Consider the following 16,459-nt stretch of genomic DNA (forward strand, 5'->3'; position numbering starts at 1 on the left):
TCTTAACCTTATACGACTACCTGTGAAATTAGTGTACAAGAACAACTTCCGGGGATACTTCCACTTTTACTACCAGGTGGTGGGTAACCGGCTGCTGGTATTCCTCGGCCTTAGCATACTCATCAGCTTTCTCGACAGCATCGGGTTGGCCATGTTTATCCCGCTTTTACAGGCCGTGGCCGACAATAAAAGTCAGGCGGGTGCTCAATCTTTGGGCCACCTGCATTATTTCACCGACTTCATCCATTGGGTAGGGCTGGATTTCACAGTAAGCTCGATCCTGCTGGTGCTGGTGGTAATGTTTGCCCTGAAAGGTTTTATCCGCTTTACCCAGCTCAGCTATTATGCAGCACTGCGCCAACTCTTTATCAAAAAGATACGGTACAGTCTCGTCAATAACTTGCAGGGGCTGTCCTACAGTGCATTCTCACATATCGATGCCGGTCGCATACAGAACACGTTGACGGTAGAAGTACAACGACTGTTCCAGACGATGAAGTATTATTTCGACGCGGCACAGGCCTTTGTGATGTTGGCTACCTATATGGCCTTTGCCTTCCTCGCCAATTACCAGTTTGCCGTATTGGTGGGTATCGGCGCTGCCCTGTCGAACCTGATATACCGCCGTATCTACAAGGCTACCAAGAGGGCCTCGGCTGAACTGTCGAAAAAAGGTAGTGACTTCAATGGTTTTCTCTCGCAGACGACCCTGTACTTCAAATACCTGAAGTCGACCAATACATTCAATCTGTATGCCCGCAAGTTGAAGCTGGTGATTGGAGATGCCGAAAACATCAACCGGCGTATCGGAAACATGAATGCGATCACGACGGCCGTAAAAGAGCCGATGATCATCCTCGTGGTAACCCTGGTGATCCTGTTGCAGGTAAACTGGATGGGGGCCAGCCTTGGTACGATCATACTCAGCCTCCTGTTGTTTTACCGCGCGCTTAGTTTTCTGGTCACCGTACAGAACCACTGGCAGGGATTCATCGAAAATATCGGCGGCATGAATTCGGTCGCCACCCTGCTGACTGAGATGGATGAACTGAAAGAAGTAAAAGGTTCGACGGTGTTTCATAAGCTCAGGAACCAAATCAGTTTTCGCAACGTGGTATTTTGCTATGATGATAAAGCGGTGCTCGATGGAATAGATATCGTTATTCCTAAAAAGCATACGGTGGCCCTGGTTGGTGAAAGCGGAGCGGGAAAGACGACGGTCGCCAATATGGTAGCCGGTCTCATCACACCTGTGGGCGGGGAAGTGTTGATCGACGGCGTACCGATGCAGCAGCTGGACCTCGATACCTACCGCAGCAATATTGGCTATATTTCGCAGGAATCGGTCATCTTCAACGATACGATCTTCAACAACATTACCTTTTGGGCCGATCCAACGCCGGCCAACCTGCAGCGGTTTGAAGAAGTGGTGGAAATGGCGCACCTGCAGGAATTCGTAGCTGCCCAGCCCAACGGTCGTGATTCAAGGCTCGGTGACAACGGTATCTTGATCTCTGGCGGACAAAAACAGCGCATCTCCATTGCGCGGGAGCTGTTCAAGAATACGCAGGTGCTGATCTTCGACGAAGCCACTTCGGCGCTCGATTCCGAAACAGAGCGCATCATCCAGGAGAATATTGAAAAATTATACGGCAACTTTACGATGGTGCTCATCGCGCACCGCCTGTCGACCATCAAACGTGCAGATACGATCTATCTGCTCGAACAGGGAAAAGTCTCCGCTTCGGGCACTTTTGAGGAAATGATCCACAAGTCTACCAGATTCAAAAAATTAGTGTCGCTCCAGGCATTTTAACACGCTCCATATGATACCCGTAACGAAACCATTTCTACCACCGGTAGAAGAATATGAATCTTATGTCCGGGATATCTGGCAACGCCAATGGCTCACCAATAACGGACCACTGGTCAATGAGTTTGAGCTCAAGTTGAAAGTATACCTCGATGTACCGCATTTACTGTTTGTATCCAATGGTACCATTGCTTTACAGTTGGCGATCCGCGCCCTGGAATTGAAGGGAGAAGTGATCACAACGCCTTTTTCTTTTATCGCTACCACCAGCAGCGCCATGTGGGAGAACTGCAAACCTGTTTTCGTCGACATTGATCCCGGAACACTCAATATCGATGCTACGAAGATCGAAGAAGCCGTTACGCCTAAAACTTCGGCCATCCTGGCTACCCATGTGTTCGGCAATCCCTGCGATATATTGGCCATCGATGCCATCGCGAAAAAGCATAACCTGCGGGTGATCTACGATGCGGCCCATTGCTTTGGTACTAAGTTCATGGGCAAGTCAATCTTCGAGTATGGCGATATCAGTACCGCCAGCTTTCATGCCACCAAGTTGTTTCATACCATCGAAGGAGGGGCCGTGTTTACCCAGGATCCCGAGCTGCTGAAGAAGATGGCCTACATGCGCAATTTTGGTTTCGACGGACCGGAGAACTTTGCCTGTGTGGGCATCAATGCCAAGAACTCGGAGTTTCATGCGGCCATGGGCCTGGCCAACTTAAAATATGCCGATGAGATATTGGCCCGGAGAAAAGAATTATACCTCTATTATGTCGAGCACCTGGAACGGCTCGATAAGCAATTGCAGGTACTACATAAGAATACCGTACACAACTACGCCTATTTCCCGATCCTGTTACCCTCCGACGAACAAATCAAGAAGATCGAGCTATACCTGAACGCCAACCTCATATACCCCCGGAGATACTTTTTCCCGTCTCTCCACACCCTAAACTTCGTTGATAAATACGATTGTCCCGTTAGTCTGTGCGTATCCAAACGGGTAATGTGTTTACCAATGCATCATAAACTAACAACAGAGGAGGTAAATTTCGTCATCAGGATATTATACCGCGCACAGAACTACTAAGTAATGAAAATAGCGATCATGCAGCCCTATTTCTTTCCGTATATAGGGCAGTTTCAGCTAATTCAGGCTGTTGACCGTTTTATATTGTGTGATGATGTACAATATATACGGCATGGCTGGATAAACCGTAACAGGATACTTAAGCAGGGCGACGGGTTTCAATATATGATTGTTCCCGTATCGAAGCACCGAAGCAATGAACCGATCCGGAACATCCGGGCGGTGGAAGGGCCGGTCTGGAAACAAACCATCATCCGCCAACTCGACTACTACCGCAAGAAGGCACCCTATTTCGAAAAAGTGCGCGAACTGGTGTGCCGGTGTTTCTCCTGGGAGGAAACGAGCATTGCCAGGATCAATGGCCACTACCTGCAGGCTGTTTGCGATTACATCGATCTTCCTTTCCGCCTGGAAGTATCGTCCGAACTGAACCTCGATTACTCGGACATCCAGACGACCAGCGACTGGGCCCTGCATATGTGCGAACAACTGGGCGCCTCTGCTTATTTCAATCCACCCGGAGGTACGGTACTCTATGAGAAGGAGGATTTTAACAGGTACGATATCGAACTTCACTTTGTGAAGCCTTCGTTCAGGGAATATGATCAACGCAACCAACAGGCATTCACGCCCGGCCTGTCGATCATCGATGTGATGATGTACAACTCGCCGGCAACGATCAGAGACATGTTAAACGATTACCAGCTCATATGAATCCAATCGGAGGATATTACGAACTGGAACTAGCCCCAGGCCCCCACCGTTACCACGACACGCCTTATGCCTTTAAAAGCGGGCGCTCATCGCTGCATTATATATTGCAGCTGATGAAGCCCTCCCTGGTGTATGTGCCGTTCTATACTTGTGATGGCCTGCTCGATTCTTTCGAGGCAGCGGGTACCACCTACCAGTTCTACGAGATCAACCACTTGCTGGAGCCAGACGACCTGCCCGAGCTGGAAGCCAACGAGTATTTTCTCTACATCAATTACTTTGATGTAAAAAGGACCTACGTCAGGCATTTATCGGCCAAATATGGTGACCGGTTGATCGTAGATTGTACGCAGGCCTTTTTTATGAAAGGCAATGGTAAATCCTGGTTCTTCAACTCCTGCCGGAAATATTTTGGTGTACCAGATGGCTCCTATTTATATGCGCCGACCCATATGGACCTGCAACCGGTCATGGAGAAGAACGAGCAATACACGGTATCACACCTCATCGACCGGTTCAACAACCACGTGCGGGAAGGATATACATCATTCCTCGAAAATGAAGTGTTGTGCGGCGCCGATCTCTACGGCATGTCCAAGTTGAGCGAATACCTGTTGTCGCACATTAATTACGCCCAGGTCATGGAAAAGCGGTACAGTAATTACCGCTACCTCGATGCCTTGTTTACCGAATACCACCTGTTTCCACCCGATGAGGGGGACGATTGTGTACCCATGGTATACCCGTTGCTAACTAATAAACCGCCCGACCGGAAACTGTTTGCCGACCTTGGCCTTTTTATTCCTACCTATTGGGCTGATGTAAACAACCGGCGTAAGACGGGTTTTGAAATAGAAAAACTATTAACCGCTCTTTTATTACCACTTCCAATCGATCACCGCTATAGCCTGGCTGATATGGAAAGAATGGTAAAGCTGATAAAACGACTCCAATGAATGCTTCAGTGTACATAAGACCCTTGGTTGTGCAGGATGCGCTCGTTTCCTACCAGTGGCGCAACAATCCGCGTATTTGGCGTTTCACCGGCGCCCGGCCCGACAAATATATTACCCCCGAAATGGAAACGGCCTGGGTATATGAAGTGTTGCAGCGGGAAAACGAAAAACGGTTTGCCATTTGCCTGCACATGGACAATAAGTATATTGGTAATATCTTTTTGACCGATATACAGAACAATGAAGCCCAGATGCACATCTTTATCGGTGAAATGGAGTATTGGGGCAAGCGCCGGGCCTTTGAAGCCATATGTATGATCTTTGATTTCGCGTTCAACGAGCAGGGCCTGGACCAGATCTATGTACAGATCAATTCCCGCAACAGTGCTGCCCTGGTATTGGGCAAGCTGGCGGGATTCAAAAAAGTGTCGGAGTATTACGATACCAATAAAGAGATGATGCTGGAGAAAATGATCTTCAGTCGTGCCATGTACAATCAGCAACTGCATCTAAAGGACGCCGGCAAAGAGATTGACCAGCTCTAAGCCATCCCCCTCGACCGTAGCCATTAAAAACTAAAACTGCTAGTAATGGATCGACCTTTGATATCCGTATGTATCATTACCTACAACCATGAAAAATATATCCGACAGTGTCTCGAAGGAGTGGTGCAGCAACAAACGGATTTCCCGTTCGATGTGATCATTGGTGAAGACTGTTCTAAAGACAACACCCGGCAGATCGTACAGGAGTTTGAAGCCAGGTATCCCGGTATCGTAAAGCCGGTATACCACAGCAAGAATGTCGGTGGCGCGCGCAATGGCTATGAATTCTGTTATCCCCGCCTGACTGGCCGGTATATAGCCATTTGTGAGGGAGATGATTACTGGACGGATCCGCTCAAACTGCAAAAACAGGTAAACTTCCTCGAGCAGCATCCCGACCACGTAATGTGTTTTCACCGCGTGGAAAGTGTCGATGAGCATGATCGCTTTATCAACGGACAGGAGGCCACGGACAAGATTGTTACCTACAGCGGAAAGCAGATCTTCCACATCAGCATTCCCACCTTGTCGGTGGTGTTCAGAAAATGTTTCGATGCTATTCCGGAGGAGATGTTTCGTGCTAAAAGTGGTGATACCTTTCTGTTTGGGCTACTGGCCCGGTATGGAAAGGCAGCCGATCTGGGGTTTGTAGGAGCGCGGTATAGAAAGCACAGTGGGGGCGTTTTCAGTCCCAAAGCAGTGGTAGAACAATTTGCGCAGGCGATAGAAACGAGAAAATTGATGAAACAATGTCCGCTTTTTGCCGATGAGCAGAAAAAAGAGATCAGCCGGGAGATCATAAAAAGGAAAATATTGTATTTCAAATATTTCCTGAAGCGGTATGAGCCGCTCAATTCCTTCAGGATCATTATCAGGTAATAAAAGCATCAACATGATGCCGGAGTCGTTCGATGAACCGGCCTTGTTGCAAGGCACCCACGCCGGACGCAACAAGCTTGCCATCATGCAGCCCTACTTCCTTCCTTATCTTGGTTATTTTCAACTGATCAATGCTGTAGACCTTTTTGTGGTCTATGACAATATCAAATACACCAAAAAAGGGTGGATCAACCGCAACAGATTTTTGTTGAATGGGAAGGATGCGCTATTTACGATCCCGATTGCAGCATCCTCCGACTTCCTAGATGTGAGTCAGAAATCCCTGGCCAATGACTATACGAAAGAAAGTGGCCACATACTGGCGAGGATCCGGCAGGCCTATCGAAAAGCCCCGCAGTTTGGCCAGATATATCCGGTGATAGAAAGCATTTTTACCCACGACAACCGCAATCTCTTCGGGTTCATATTTCATGCTATCCGCACTATTGTTCAATTGCTGGATATAACCACCGAACTGATCGTATCATCGTCGCTCGATATTGACCACCAAAGCAAAGGGGTGTTGAAAGTCCTGGCCATCTGCCAGAAGCTGCAAGCTGATACCTATATCAACCCCATTGGAGGGATTGAGTTATATGCCGGACAAGATTTCCGGGCCTCGGGTGTCAATCTCTATTTTCATAATATGGAAGTGGTAGCCTATCGCCAAGCGGGAACTGAGTTTATTTCACACCTGTCGATCATCGACGTGCTGATGTTCAACAGTCTGCCACAGGTTAAGGCGATGCTGCAACAATTCAAACTACTGGAACCGGCAGACATCATTCATACAGGAGAGCCTAAAACCGAATAAATCATGTTAATAGACCTTAATCCTACAACACCGGTGGATACCTTCCTCGAAGGTATTCGCGAGCGTGGCTGGATGCATTTCGGACAATGTCTGGAACCTGCTTTCCTGGAAGAGCTGAACGCCGGTATAGAGGCAGCTTACACAACCTGTCATCGTGTACAGGAGAAAAATGGGGTGAATGTAAATACGGACGGAACCGTTCACCACCTGCTGGGCCAGCAACCGGTATTCCTGGAATTTATTCAGCGGCTGGAGCTGCACGCCTATATCCGGGCCTTCTTTGACGCGCCCTATATCCTCAATTCCTTCGGCGGCGTGATCAACCTGCCACACAAAGCTTCTTATGTGTGCAATATTCACCGTGACATACGCACCTTCTACAACATTCCCATGATGATGAATATGTTGGTGATGCTCGATGATTTCACCCCGGAGAACGGGGCTACCTGGTTTCTGACAGGGTCGAATCAAAAAGACGAGCGCCCGACCGATGAACATTTTTACAGTCAGGCCGACCGCGCTGTGGGGAAGGCCGGCGATATCATCCTCTTCGATTCGCTCGTATGGCATGCTGCCGGTATAAATACCACCGACAAAGTTCGCCGGGCGCTGACACTCACCTTCTCGCGGCCATTCATGAAGCAACAACTCGACTATCCCCGGTTGATTGGCTATGACCGCAACAATGCCGGAGAGTTTTCAGAAGAGGTGCAACAGATCATTGGTTTCAATGCGAGGGTGCCTGTCAACCTGGATGAATGGTACCAGCCACCTGCTAAAAGATTTTACCGGCCCGGACAGGGTTAAACTAATCGACCATGCCATACAGACTCAGAGAAATTTGCCAGGATGATCTGCCTTTGATCAATCGCTGGCGCAACGATCCCGAGGTGATCGGGTTACTGGGCAATAATTTTCTCTACATCTCTCAGGATGTAGATACTGCCTGGTTTGAACAATACCTTCAAAACAGAGACAAGGCAAAACGCTTTGCCATTGTGGATAATATGCGCAATCGGGTGATAGGAACCACCCAGCTAACCGGTATACATGCCATCAATCAATCGGCGGAGTTCTCCATCGCTATTGGCGATAAAGATTACTGGAACAAAGGGGTGGGTTACATGGCCACCAGGATGGTGCTCGATCATGGGTTCAATGACCTGAACCTGCATCGTATCTGGCTGACCGTCCTGGTCCGGAATGTTCGTGCGGTTCGTTTGTACGATAAGATTGGTTTCAGGAATGAGGGCATTCAACGGCATTGTGTGTATAAGCAAGGTGCTTTTGAAGACCAGTTGATGATGGCGGTGCTGAAAGAGGAATACCTGCCTGTTTTATCAACCAGTGTGTCCAAAAAGGCGGTGCCGGCCTCCATTCGCCAACCGGTGAACGTGTGAACAGGTTAATCACCCCTAAACCTATACCATGTCCAGAGATCCAATCTTATCCGTGTGTACCATTACCTATAACCATGAGCGTTTCATAGCACAATGCCTCGATGGTCTATTGAACCAGCAGACTAATTTCCCTTTTGAGATCGTACTCGGGGAAGATTGCGGTGGAGACCGCACACGGGAGATCATCCGGTCGTATGCGGAGCGGTACCCCCATATCATCAAGCCCATTTATCACGAACGGAATGTAGGGGCTTCGCCCAACCTGTTTCAATATTGTCTCCCTGCAGCCAGGGGAAAGTATATAGCCATTTGCGATGGTGACGATTACTGGACCGACCCGCTCAAGCTGCAGCGTCAGGTGGATTTTCTCAATGATCATCCCGAATGTGTGATGAGTTTTCACCGGGTTAAGCAGGTCGACCAGGATGATCGGATCACTCAACAGCAGGAGCCGGCAGCGCAAGTGAAAATGTATGATTGGCAGGATATCCTGCACATCAGCATACCGACGTTGTCGGTCGTATTTAGAAATTGCATAGAATGCTACCCGGAAGAGTCATACCGGGCCAAAAGTGGTGATACATTCCTGTTTGGTATGCTATCGCAGTTTGGTGGAGCTGCTGACCAGGGGTTTGTAGGTGCGCACTACCGGGTACATGCAGGCGGCACGTATTCTGGCAAAAGCCAGGTTGAGCAATACCGGCAAACCATTCATACCCGAAAGCTCATGAAGCAATCTGCCTTTTTCAACCGGGCGCAACTGGAAGAATTGACCCGGGAGATCGACCGCAGGAAGAAACGATACATGAAACATTTTATCAAGAAAGGAGAATTCAGCAACTGTCTGAAGATATTGTTTACCTGAAACGCAAAGCCACATGATTACCATCATTACCCCCACCTTCAATCGTGAGGTGCTGGTACAAAGTACGATCCGCAGCATTCAGCAGCAAACCTACACCGATTGGGAACTGATCATCGTCGACGATGGATCAACCGACAATACCGAGCACGTATTGAAATCTTACCTGACCGATTCGCGGATAAGGTATATCAGGAAATCAAACTCCGGACAGGCAGACAGCCTGAATACGGGTGCGGCGCAAGCAAAAGGTGAGTTCATTACTTTCCTCGATAGCGATGATGAGGCGTACCCCAATTGGCTGCAAACTGTAGCTGCCGGAATAAAAGAAGATACAGGTATCCTCTGCGTGGGTGCCATCCGGAAATTCCCCGACGGATCGCGGGTGCAGGAGGGGATGAATGTGTTTCATTTCTTCGGACAGACCTTCTTCCTCAAGTTTACTTGCGGCTCGCTGTTCATCCGCCGCAGCCTATTTGAGGTAGTAAGGGGGTACGATGCCAGCCTGAAATCGAATATACAAACCGACCTGGGTTACCGCCTGTTGGTCCATTTGCGAGAATCGAAGATGAACGCCGTAGTGATCAACGAATACCTTGTACAGATCAATATTCACCAGGGCGAGCGTATCCGGACCAACTGGAAAAGAAGACGCGAAGGGGGAATACAATTTATCGAAAAACATTATGGTTTTATTTACGAGCACGACAAAAAGGAGATCGCCAATATTTATTCGGTGATTGCGCATTCCAGCTATAAACTGCGCCAACGGCAGGAATCGGTGAAATACCTGTTCAAAGCCATTCGGCACAATCCGGTACGTTGGATCAACTATATGCGTATGGTCAAGTATGCGCTGTTGTAGCAATCGTCCTTCTCATTTATAACGAAGCCTATATATGTCTCAACAAGTGTGCGCAGTCATCGTGACGTTCAACCGGGTCGATACCCTGAAGACGGCATTGGCCCATATTCTCGCGCAAACAGTACCACCCGCTGCCATCGTCATCGTCGACAACAACAGTACGGATGGTACCCGTGCCTACCTCTCTACGGTCGATGGCCGCCAGCAGATCCACTGTCTTTACCTCGATGCCAATGTGGGGAGTGCAGGTGCCATTGCAGAAGCCATGCGCTATGGTTTAAAGCAGGATCAATACGACTATTTCTGGATACTGGACGATGATACTTTTTATGAAAAAGACGCTTTGAAAGACTTGTTGCAACACAGTGAGGCGGGCAACTTTGATCTGCTCGGGTTACACGGTGCGCTCATCCGATTTGGTAAAAAGCGTCCCTTATTGCCCGACCGCCAATTGCAGGTAGCCGACTACGCGCTGATCGATGGCGCGTTGATCAGAACAGCAGCGATCAAAAAAGCCGGCGTGGTCGATGCAATTTTCTTTATGATGTGCGATGACCACGAGTATTGCATGCGGCTCCGTAAACATGGCTGTTCCATCGGTGTCCTGAAAAATGGCGCCGACAACAGGCTTTACCTGGGTGGACAGGGGAGTTTCACGAGGGCCACGCTCTGGAGAGGATACTATTCTTCCCGCAACCACCTGATCATTGTGAAGCGATATTTTTCTTTTACCGCGCTCATAGCATACCTGCTGATGCAGGCAAAGCTCATCACGGCAGCGGCTGTTTTTGCCCCCGATCGGTTTCAGCGTGTACGCTTGCGTTTATGTGGTATCTGGCATGGCCTGGTTGGCGTAGGCGGTAAAACACTCGACCCACAAACCCTGAAATTCATCCGATAATTGATTTACCCTTAAAGGCCGACCTTCTTACTCAACATTTACCAGACACTAAAAACGTTTACATTGAAAACTCAGCAATTCAACAAAGTGGTTGTAAATACCCTGCGGTTTACGTACAGGTTTGGCCTTATCAAAGCGCTCCTGCTTTTTGTGACCGTCTTTGCAGCAGCGGAAGAGTACAAAGTAAAATGGAAAGGACGCACTGTGCACATCCGCAAAGGCACTACCGATTTCTGTGTGTTCCGGCAGGTAATGGTCTTTGAACAGTACCGCATCAAGAAATTACCGAAAGAGGAGGTGAAGGTGATTGTTGATCTTGGGTCGAACATCGGTTTGTCGGTACTTTATTTTAAAGCCCAATATCCGGATGCGCAGGTGATTGCCGTGGAACCCGACAAAGAAAACTTTGAACTGATGATGAAGAATGTAGGCAGGTTACCCGGTGTACACTGTCTCAATAATGCCATCTGGAACAGTAGTAAACTGCTGGGGTTGTACGACAGCGGAGGAGGGGAATACAGTTACCTGGTGAAAGAGGAAAGCCAGCAGGAAAAAGCTGCGATACGTTCTATTACCATCAATGATATCATCGACCGGTACAAGCTGTCGGAGATCGACCTGCTTAAGATCGATATAGAAGGGTCGGAAAAAGAATTGTTTTCCGGAAATTACCAGTCCTGGCTACCTAAAGTGAATTGTATCGTGATTGAAGTGCACGACTGGTTCAGGCCGGGATGTGCGGCGGCTTTTTTCCGGGCCATCAGTGATCGGGAATATACTTTTTCCTTCCATGGAGAGAATATCACCATCGTATTTGATAAAACACCCGAGCCGGTCACTGCGACAGTGACCAATGTACCGGGTAACCAGGCTTATTACCACCAACGGGTGAAATGCTGACTATTACCACAACTGAAAAGAGAGAAGAGCCAAGCGTGGTACGGAATGGGACGTATCCGGTTGGCAAGGTCCTATTTGTCATCGATACACTGGAAGTAGGCGGTGCTGAACAGAGTCTGCTCGACCTTGTGACCCGGTTTAGTACCCTGGAGCCGGTCGTGTGCCATGTTTACGCCGGAGAAACACTGAAGCCGCAGTTTACAGCTAGTGGCATCCGGGTGCGGTCAATAGGTCTGCGACAAAAATATGGATGGGTAACGGCTTACCAGAAACTGAAGGCAGTTTTGCAGGAAGAAGCACCGGACCTGGTAGTGGCTTATCTTACCCGGTCTGAACTGTTGTCCCGGGTATTGTGCCGCCAACTGCATATTCCCGTGATGGGTACTTTCGTCAGTGACCTCTATGGTAAATCCTACAACCACTCGTTGTCTCGTAAGGCACAATGGGGGGTAGCTTTTTTCAAATGGCTTAACCGCATCACTGCGGGTTATTGTGCGGGGTTCATTGCCAACTCCGAATCGATCGCGCAGGCCAATGCCGCACAACTGGGCATTCCAGCTGCCAAGATACAGGTGATCAACCGGGGCCGGGACAGCCGTCGATTTGTGTTCAAGCCCCGCACCGTCCTGCCTGGAAAACCAATCCGTTTTCTGCATGTAGGCAGGCTGGTGCCGGTGAAGGGGCATCACGACCTGCTACATGCTTTTCATGCTTTTGTTCAGCAACACCCAGCTGCACAGTTGCACCTGGCAGGTGAAGGTCCGGAGCGATCTGGCCTCACACAATTGATGACACAACTCGGGCTATCGGGTAACGTACAACTGCTGGGTATCCGTACAGATATACCTATGCTGTTGCAACAATATGATTGTTTTGTATTTCCCTCACTCAGCGAAGGATTCAGCGGAGCAGTTGTAGAAGCGATGTTGTCGGGATTGCCTGTACTGGCCAGCGCTATACCTGCCAACAAGGAGGTGTTGCAGCACTTGCAGACAGGATATCTTTTTTCAAGTAATGAGGTGGCTTCCCTGACAGCCGCTTTGCACTGGTTCCAGGCACATCGAGCTGAAGCGCTGACAATGGCAGCAGCAGCCCATACGTACGCACTGGAACATTTCGAGCTCGATGATATTGCTGCCCGTATGGAAGCTTATTTACAGACGATAATTGCCCACCTGGCATGACTATACTTCACCTGGTACAGCGACCACAGATGCGGGGAGCTGAGATCTTTGCGGCGCAGCTGGCCAATCATACCCGGCGCCAGGGGCACCAGGTGATCCTGGTATCACTGTTCCCGGGAAATATACAGTTGCCGTTTGAAGGCACCACCATCGACCTGGGTGGCAAGCCCGGTCATCGTTTATGGAACTTCACGGCCTGGCGCCGCTTGGCGGCCATCATCCGGAAAGAAAAACCTGATGTGATCCAGGCCAATGCGGGCGATACCCTCAAATATGCCGTGTTTTCCAAACTGTTGTTTCGTTGGAAACAGCCGATCATATTTCGCAATGCGAGTACCATTAGCCTGTATATCAAGACCTGGCCTGCTAAAATGTGGAATGGCTTCCTGTTTCGGCATGCCGATAAGATCGTATCGGTGAGCAAGACCTCCGCAACGGATTTTGCCAACCTGTATCCCAACTGCCAACACAAGATCACGGTAGTACCCATTGGTATCGAGGAAACAATTGTAGAGCAGCAGGCGCTGGATACTTCCGGCAACAATGGACATCATTTTCCCTGTCTGGTACATGTGGGTGGCTTTACCTACGAAAAGAACCATATCCGGCTCATCACGATCTTCCAGGATCTGCTGCATCATTATCCGCAGGCACGTTTGTACCTGGTGGGGGATGGCCCCTTGCGAGGCGACATTGAGTTGATCGTACAACAGAAGGGGCTGGCCGGATCGATCAGGTTCCTGGGCGCCCGGAAAGAAGTCATGCCACTGATCGCCTCGGCCGATGTGTTGCTGCTGCCCAGTATTATCGAAGGGTTACCGGGTGTTATCCTCGAAGCATTCTATTGTAAGATTCCGGTTGTGGCCTATGATGTAGGTGGCGTAGGAGAGGTGTTGATCAACAACGATACCGGCCACCTGGTGCGGAAGGGCGATGAGAGTGGGTTTGTGGCGGCGATCCGTGATGCGATCGAGCACAAGGAAGAAGATCAATTCATGGTGCAGAATGCCTATCAGCTCGTGACATCGGGCTACCTCAATAAATGGATCGCCAAAAGATTTATCCAGGTGTATGAATCCGTGCTGAAACGCTGGAGTAATATATCATCTATTCAGAATACTGCTTAACCTTCTTTTCGATGGATACGACGCTGAGTGCTTTTGCCCGTAAACAGGTGGTGCCACAACAGGAGCCAGTCCAGGTATTGCATATCATCAAATCGCTGGGACGTGGAGGGGCAGAAGTCCTGTTGCCCGAATCGCTCAACCAGCATGATAAACAGCATTATCATTTTCACTATATCTATTTTCTACCCTGGAAGAACCAGGTTGTTCCTGAACTGCAAGCAGCTGGTGGAACGGTCGTCTGTATGTCGGCCAGCAACAATGCGCAGATTATGCTGCAGGTACGAAAGATCATGCAATACATCCGGCGGCACCGTATTCAGTTGATCCATTGCCACCTGCCCTGGGCGGGCATCGTTGGTCGCATCGCAGGCAGGCTTACAGGTGTCCCTGTCGTATACACGGAGCACAACAAATGGGAACGGTATCATCGCCTGACCTACCTGATGAACAAATGGAGTTTCTCCACCCAGCAACAGGTCATCGCCGTATCGGGCGAAGTGGCCAACTCGATCAGGAAGCATTACAAAAAAGATCATCCGCGTGTGCAGGTCGTGCAAAACGGCATCGATACGGATAAATATACCAGCCGCAAGGCAGGTTCGCGGGACATTCGGCGCGAGCTTGACATTGCCCCCAAAGCACCAGTAATTGGTATTGCCTGTGTATTCCGGGCACAAAAGCGCCTTACACACTGGCTGGAGATCGCCCACGCCTTGCACCTGCAACACCCGGATACACGCTTCATCATTGTGGGCGATGGCGTTCTGCACCATGAGGTGCACGAGAAAGCCAGGGACCTCAATATGGAGGCGTACCTGCATTTCGCCGGTTTGCAAACGGAAATGCGCCCCTGGTTGCATGCCATGGATATCTTCATGATGAGCTCCGAGTTTGAAGGATTACCCATAGCGTTGCTGGAAGCGATGAGTATGGGTTGTATGCCAGCCTGTACGGCTGCGGGTGGTATTCCTGAAGTGGTCGTGGACAATGAGAATGGTATCCTGGTTCCGGTGGAGCATCCGCTGCAATTGGCAGATCGTCTGGCAGCTTTTCTTCGCCAACCAGCGCAATTGGCTGCACGGCGGCAAGCTGCGCGCGATACGGTGGTCAATCATTTCAGCATGAAGAAAATGGTTGGCCAGCTGGAAAATATCTACGAACAGCTCCTTCCTAAAAACAACCGCTTGTGATGGGTGCACTCATTTTAATACTGGTGTTGTTCGGGGCCACCTTGCCCTTGTTGCAACTTTTGAAGGCACAGCATCGCTGGCTGAAGATAGGGTTGCTTAGAAACCTGTACTGGTACCACGTGTTGTTTGCAGGCATCTACTACGCCTATGTTCAATCCTCGGCTTCCGACTCAGTAGCCTACTTCAACCGTACCAGCGAGAATTATGAGGATTGGATGGATGCCTATGGTACAGGTACCCCGTTCATCGACTTTGTGGCTTATCCATTTGTCAACTACCTCGGGTTCTCTTACGAAATGATGATGGTGTTGTTCTCCTGGATGGGTTATTGGGGTTTTGTTTATTTCTACATTACTTTTCGCGAGAACCTGAAGCACAAACATACCTTTCAGGGAATCGACCTGGTTACGCTCTTCATCTTCCTGCCCAATATGCATTATTGGACGGCATCGCTGGGAAAAGGCTCTATCATCTTTATGGGACTGGCCATGGCAATCTATGGCATCAGCCGTTTGAACAGCCGCAAGATCGTGTTGCTGATTGGCTTGCTGATCGTGTATCATGTGCGTCCGCACGTATTCTTTATCATGGGGCTGGGTATTCTCGCGGGCCTCGTAACGGCAAGAGAGAAAGTCCCTCTGTTCCAGAAGCTGATCGTATTTGCTGGTGTTGGTGTGGCGGTCTACTTTCTCTATGATGATGTGATGGCGTTTGCCAGCATCGACAGCGAGAATTTCTTCGCCAGCTTTGATCAGCTGTCCAGTCACCGATCGGTGGAGCTGGCGAAAGCCGGATCGGGCATCGATATATCGGGATATCCACTGCCTTTAAAGCTATTCACGTTTTGGTTCCGTCCGCTTTTTGTGGATGCACCGGGACCGATTGGTATCATCGTTTCATTCGAGAACCTCTTTTATCTGTGGCTGGCAGCCAAATTGTTCAACGCCCAGTTCCTGAAATTCCTCGGTAAGAGCCCGGCGCTGGTCAAGACCTGTGGCGTTGCCTTTCTCGCCACCTCGGTGGCGTTGTCGGGCACTTTATCCAACCTGGGGATCATTATACGGCAAAAGAGTATGGTGATGTATTTCTTCCTGTTCGTCATCATCATGTTCATGGACTACCGGAAAGGATGGGTGATGCAGAAAAAGAAAAATGCTGCTGGCCCCGTTCCGCTTGACCCGCTGCCAGGTCAGGTATCATTCAACTAATTCAACAT

Annotated in this window: 17 protein-coding genes; all 17 read left to right on the forward strand. The window is 49.4% G+C overall.

Annotation, left to right across the window (positions count from 1 at the left end):
- The first annotated feature begins 22 nt into the window (after positions 1–22).
- The 17 genes from P2W70_RS13945 to P2W70_RS14025 all read left to right on the forward strand — a co-directional run bounded on the left by P2W70_RS13945 (position 23) and on the right by P2W70_RS14025 (position 16,451).
- Positions 23–1,816, forward strand: coding sequence for an ABC transporter ATP-binding protein (locus P2W70_RS13945; RefSeq protein ID WP_276482090.1), 1,794 nt, complete (start codon positions 23–25; stop codon positions 1,814–1,816).
- A gap of 10 nt (positions 1,817–1,826) precedes the next feature.
- Positions 1,827–2,906, forward strand: coding sequence for a DegT/DnrJ/EryC1/StrS family aminotransferase (locus P2W70_RS13950; RefSeq protein WP_276482091.1), 1,080 nt, complete (start codon positions 1,827–1,829; stop codon positions 2,904–2,906).
- Between the two features lie 3 nt (positions 2,907–2,909).
- The gene (locus P2W70_RS13955; RefSeq protein WP_276482092.1) at positions 2,910–3,620 is read left to right on the forward strand and encodes a WbqC family protein; all 711 of its coding nucleotides are present in this window, start codon (positions 2,910–2,912) and stop codon (positions 3,618–3,620) included.
- Positions 3,617–4,576, forward strand: coding sequence for a hypothetical protein (locus tag P2W70_RS13960; protein WP_276482093.1), 960 nt, complete (start codon positions 3,617–3,619; stop codon positions 4,574–4,576). The genes P2W70_RS13955 and P2W70_RS13960 overlap by 4 nt, the downstream gene beginning before the upstream one ends.
- Entirely contained in the window at positions 4,573–5,121 is a 549-nt protein-coding gene (locus tag P2W70_RS13965) for a GNAT family N-acetyltransferase (RefSeq protein ID WP_276482094.1), read from the forward strand. Before P2W70_RS13960 ends, P2W70_RS13965 begins: the two co-directional genes overlap by 4 nt.
- Positions 5,122–5,166: 45 nt before the next feature.
- The gene (locus P2W70_RS13970) at positions 5,167–6,000 is read left to right on the forward strand and encodes a glycosyltransferase family 2 protein (RefSeq protein WP_276482095.1); all 834 of its coding nucleotides are present in this window, start codon (positions 5,167–5,169) and stop codon (positions 5,998–6,000) included.
- Positions 5,963–6,814, forward strand: a complete 852-nt coding sequence (locus P2W70_RS13975; protein ID WP_276482096.1) for a WbqC family protein — start codon at positions 5,963–5,965, stop codon at positions 6,812–6,814. Before P2W70_RS13970 ends, P2W70_RS13975 begins: the two co-directional genes overlap by 38 nt.
- A gap of 3 nt (positions 6,815–6,817) precedes the next feature.
- Positions 6,818–7,621, forward strand: a complete 804-nt coding sequence (locus tag P2W70_RS13980; protein WP_276482097.1) for a phytanoyl-CoA dioxygenase family protein — start codon at positions 6,818–6,820, stop codon at positions 7,619–7,621.
- 11 nt (positions 7,622–7,632) lie between these two features.
- Positions 7,633–8,214, forward strand: coding sequence for a GNAT family N-acetyltransferase (locus P2W70_RS13985; protein WP_276482098.1), 582 nt, complete (start codon positions 7,633–7,635; stop codon positions 8,212–8,214).
- Positions 8,215–8,242: 28 nt separating this feature from the next.
- A complete protein-coding gene (locus P2W70_RS13990) occupies positions 8,243–9,079 on the forward strand; it encodes a glycosyltransferase family 2 protein (protein ID WP_276482099.1) in 837 nt (278 codons plus the stop codon).
- Positions 9,080–9,092: 13 nt separating this feature from the next.
- A complete protein-coding gene (locus P2W70_RS13995) occupies positions 9,093–9,941 on the forward strand; it encodes a glycosyltransferase family 2 protein (protein WP_276482100.1) in 849 nt (282 codons plus the stop codon).
- A 34-nt stretch (positions 9,942–9,975) separates the two neighbouring features.
- Positions 9,976–10,842 carry a glycosyltransferase gene (locus P2W70_RS14000; RefSeq protein ID WP_276482101.1) on the forward strand — a complete coding sequence of 289 codons (867 nt, stop codon included), beginning with the start codon at positions 9,976–9,978 and terminating at the stop codon, positions 10,840–10,842.
- A 63-nt stretch (positions 10,843–10,905) separates the two neighbouring features.
- Positions 10,906–11,742 carry an FkbM family methyltransferase gene (locus P2W70_RS14005; protein ID WP_276482102.1) on the forward strand — a complete coding sequence of 279 codons (837 nt, stop codon included), beginning with the start codon at positions 10,906–10,908 and terminating at the stop codon, positions 11,740–11,742.
- Positions 11,736–12,926: a glycosyltransferase gene (locus P2W70_RS14010; RefSeq protein ID WP_276482103.1), complete on the forward strand. Its 1,191-nt coding sequence runs from the start codon at positions 11,736–11,738 to the stop codon at positions 12,924–12,926. The genes P2W70_RS14005 and P2W70_RS14010 overlap by 7 nt, the downstream gene beginning before the upstream one ends.
- Positions 12,923–14,053 (forward strand): glycosyltransferase, encoded by a 1,131-nt coding sequence (locus P2W70_RS14015; protein ID WP_276482104.1) that lies wholly within the window; start codon positions 12,923–12,925, stop codon positions 14,051–14,053. Before P2W70_RS14010 ends, P2W70_RS14015 begins: the two co-directional genes overlap by 4 nt.
- An 11-nt stretch (positions 14,054–14,064) precedes the next feature.
- Positions 14,065–15,243 (forward strand): glycosyltransferase, encoded by a 1,179-nt coding sequence (locus tag P2W70_RS14020; RefSeq protein ID WP_276482105.1) that lies wholly within the window; start codon positions 14,065–14,067, stop codon positions 15,241–15,243.
- A complete protein-coding gene (locus P2W70_RS14025; protein WP_276482106.1) occupies positions 15,243–16,451 on the forward strand; it encodes a hypothetical protein in 1,209 nt (402 codons plus the stop codon). The genes P2W70_RS14020 and P2W70_RS14025 overlap by 1 nt, the downstream gene beginning before the upstream one ends.
- The last annotated feature ends 8 nt before the right edge of the window (positions 16,452–16,459 follow it).

It is taken from the genome of Paraflavitalea pollutisoli (assembly GCF_029360705.1).
Lineage (GTDB): Bacteria > Bacteroidota > Bacteroidia > Chitinophagales > Chitinophagaceae > Paraflavitalea > Paraflavitalea pollutisoli.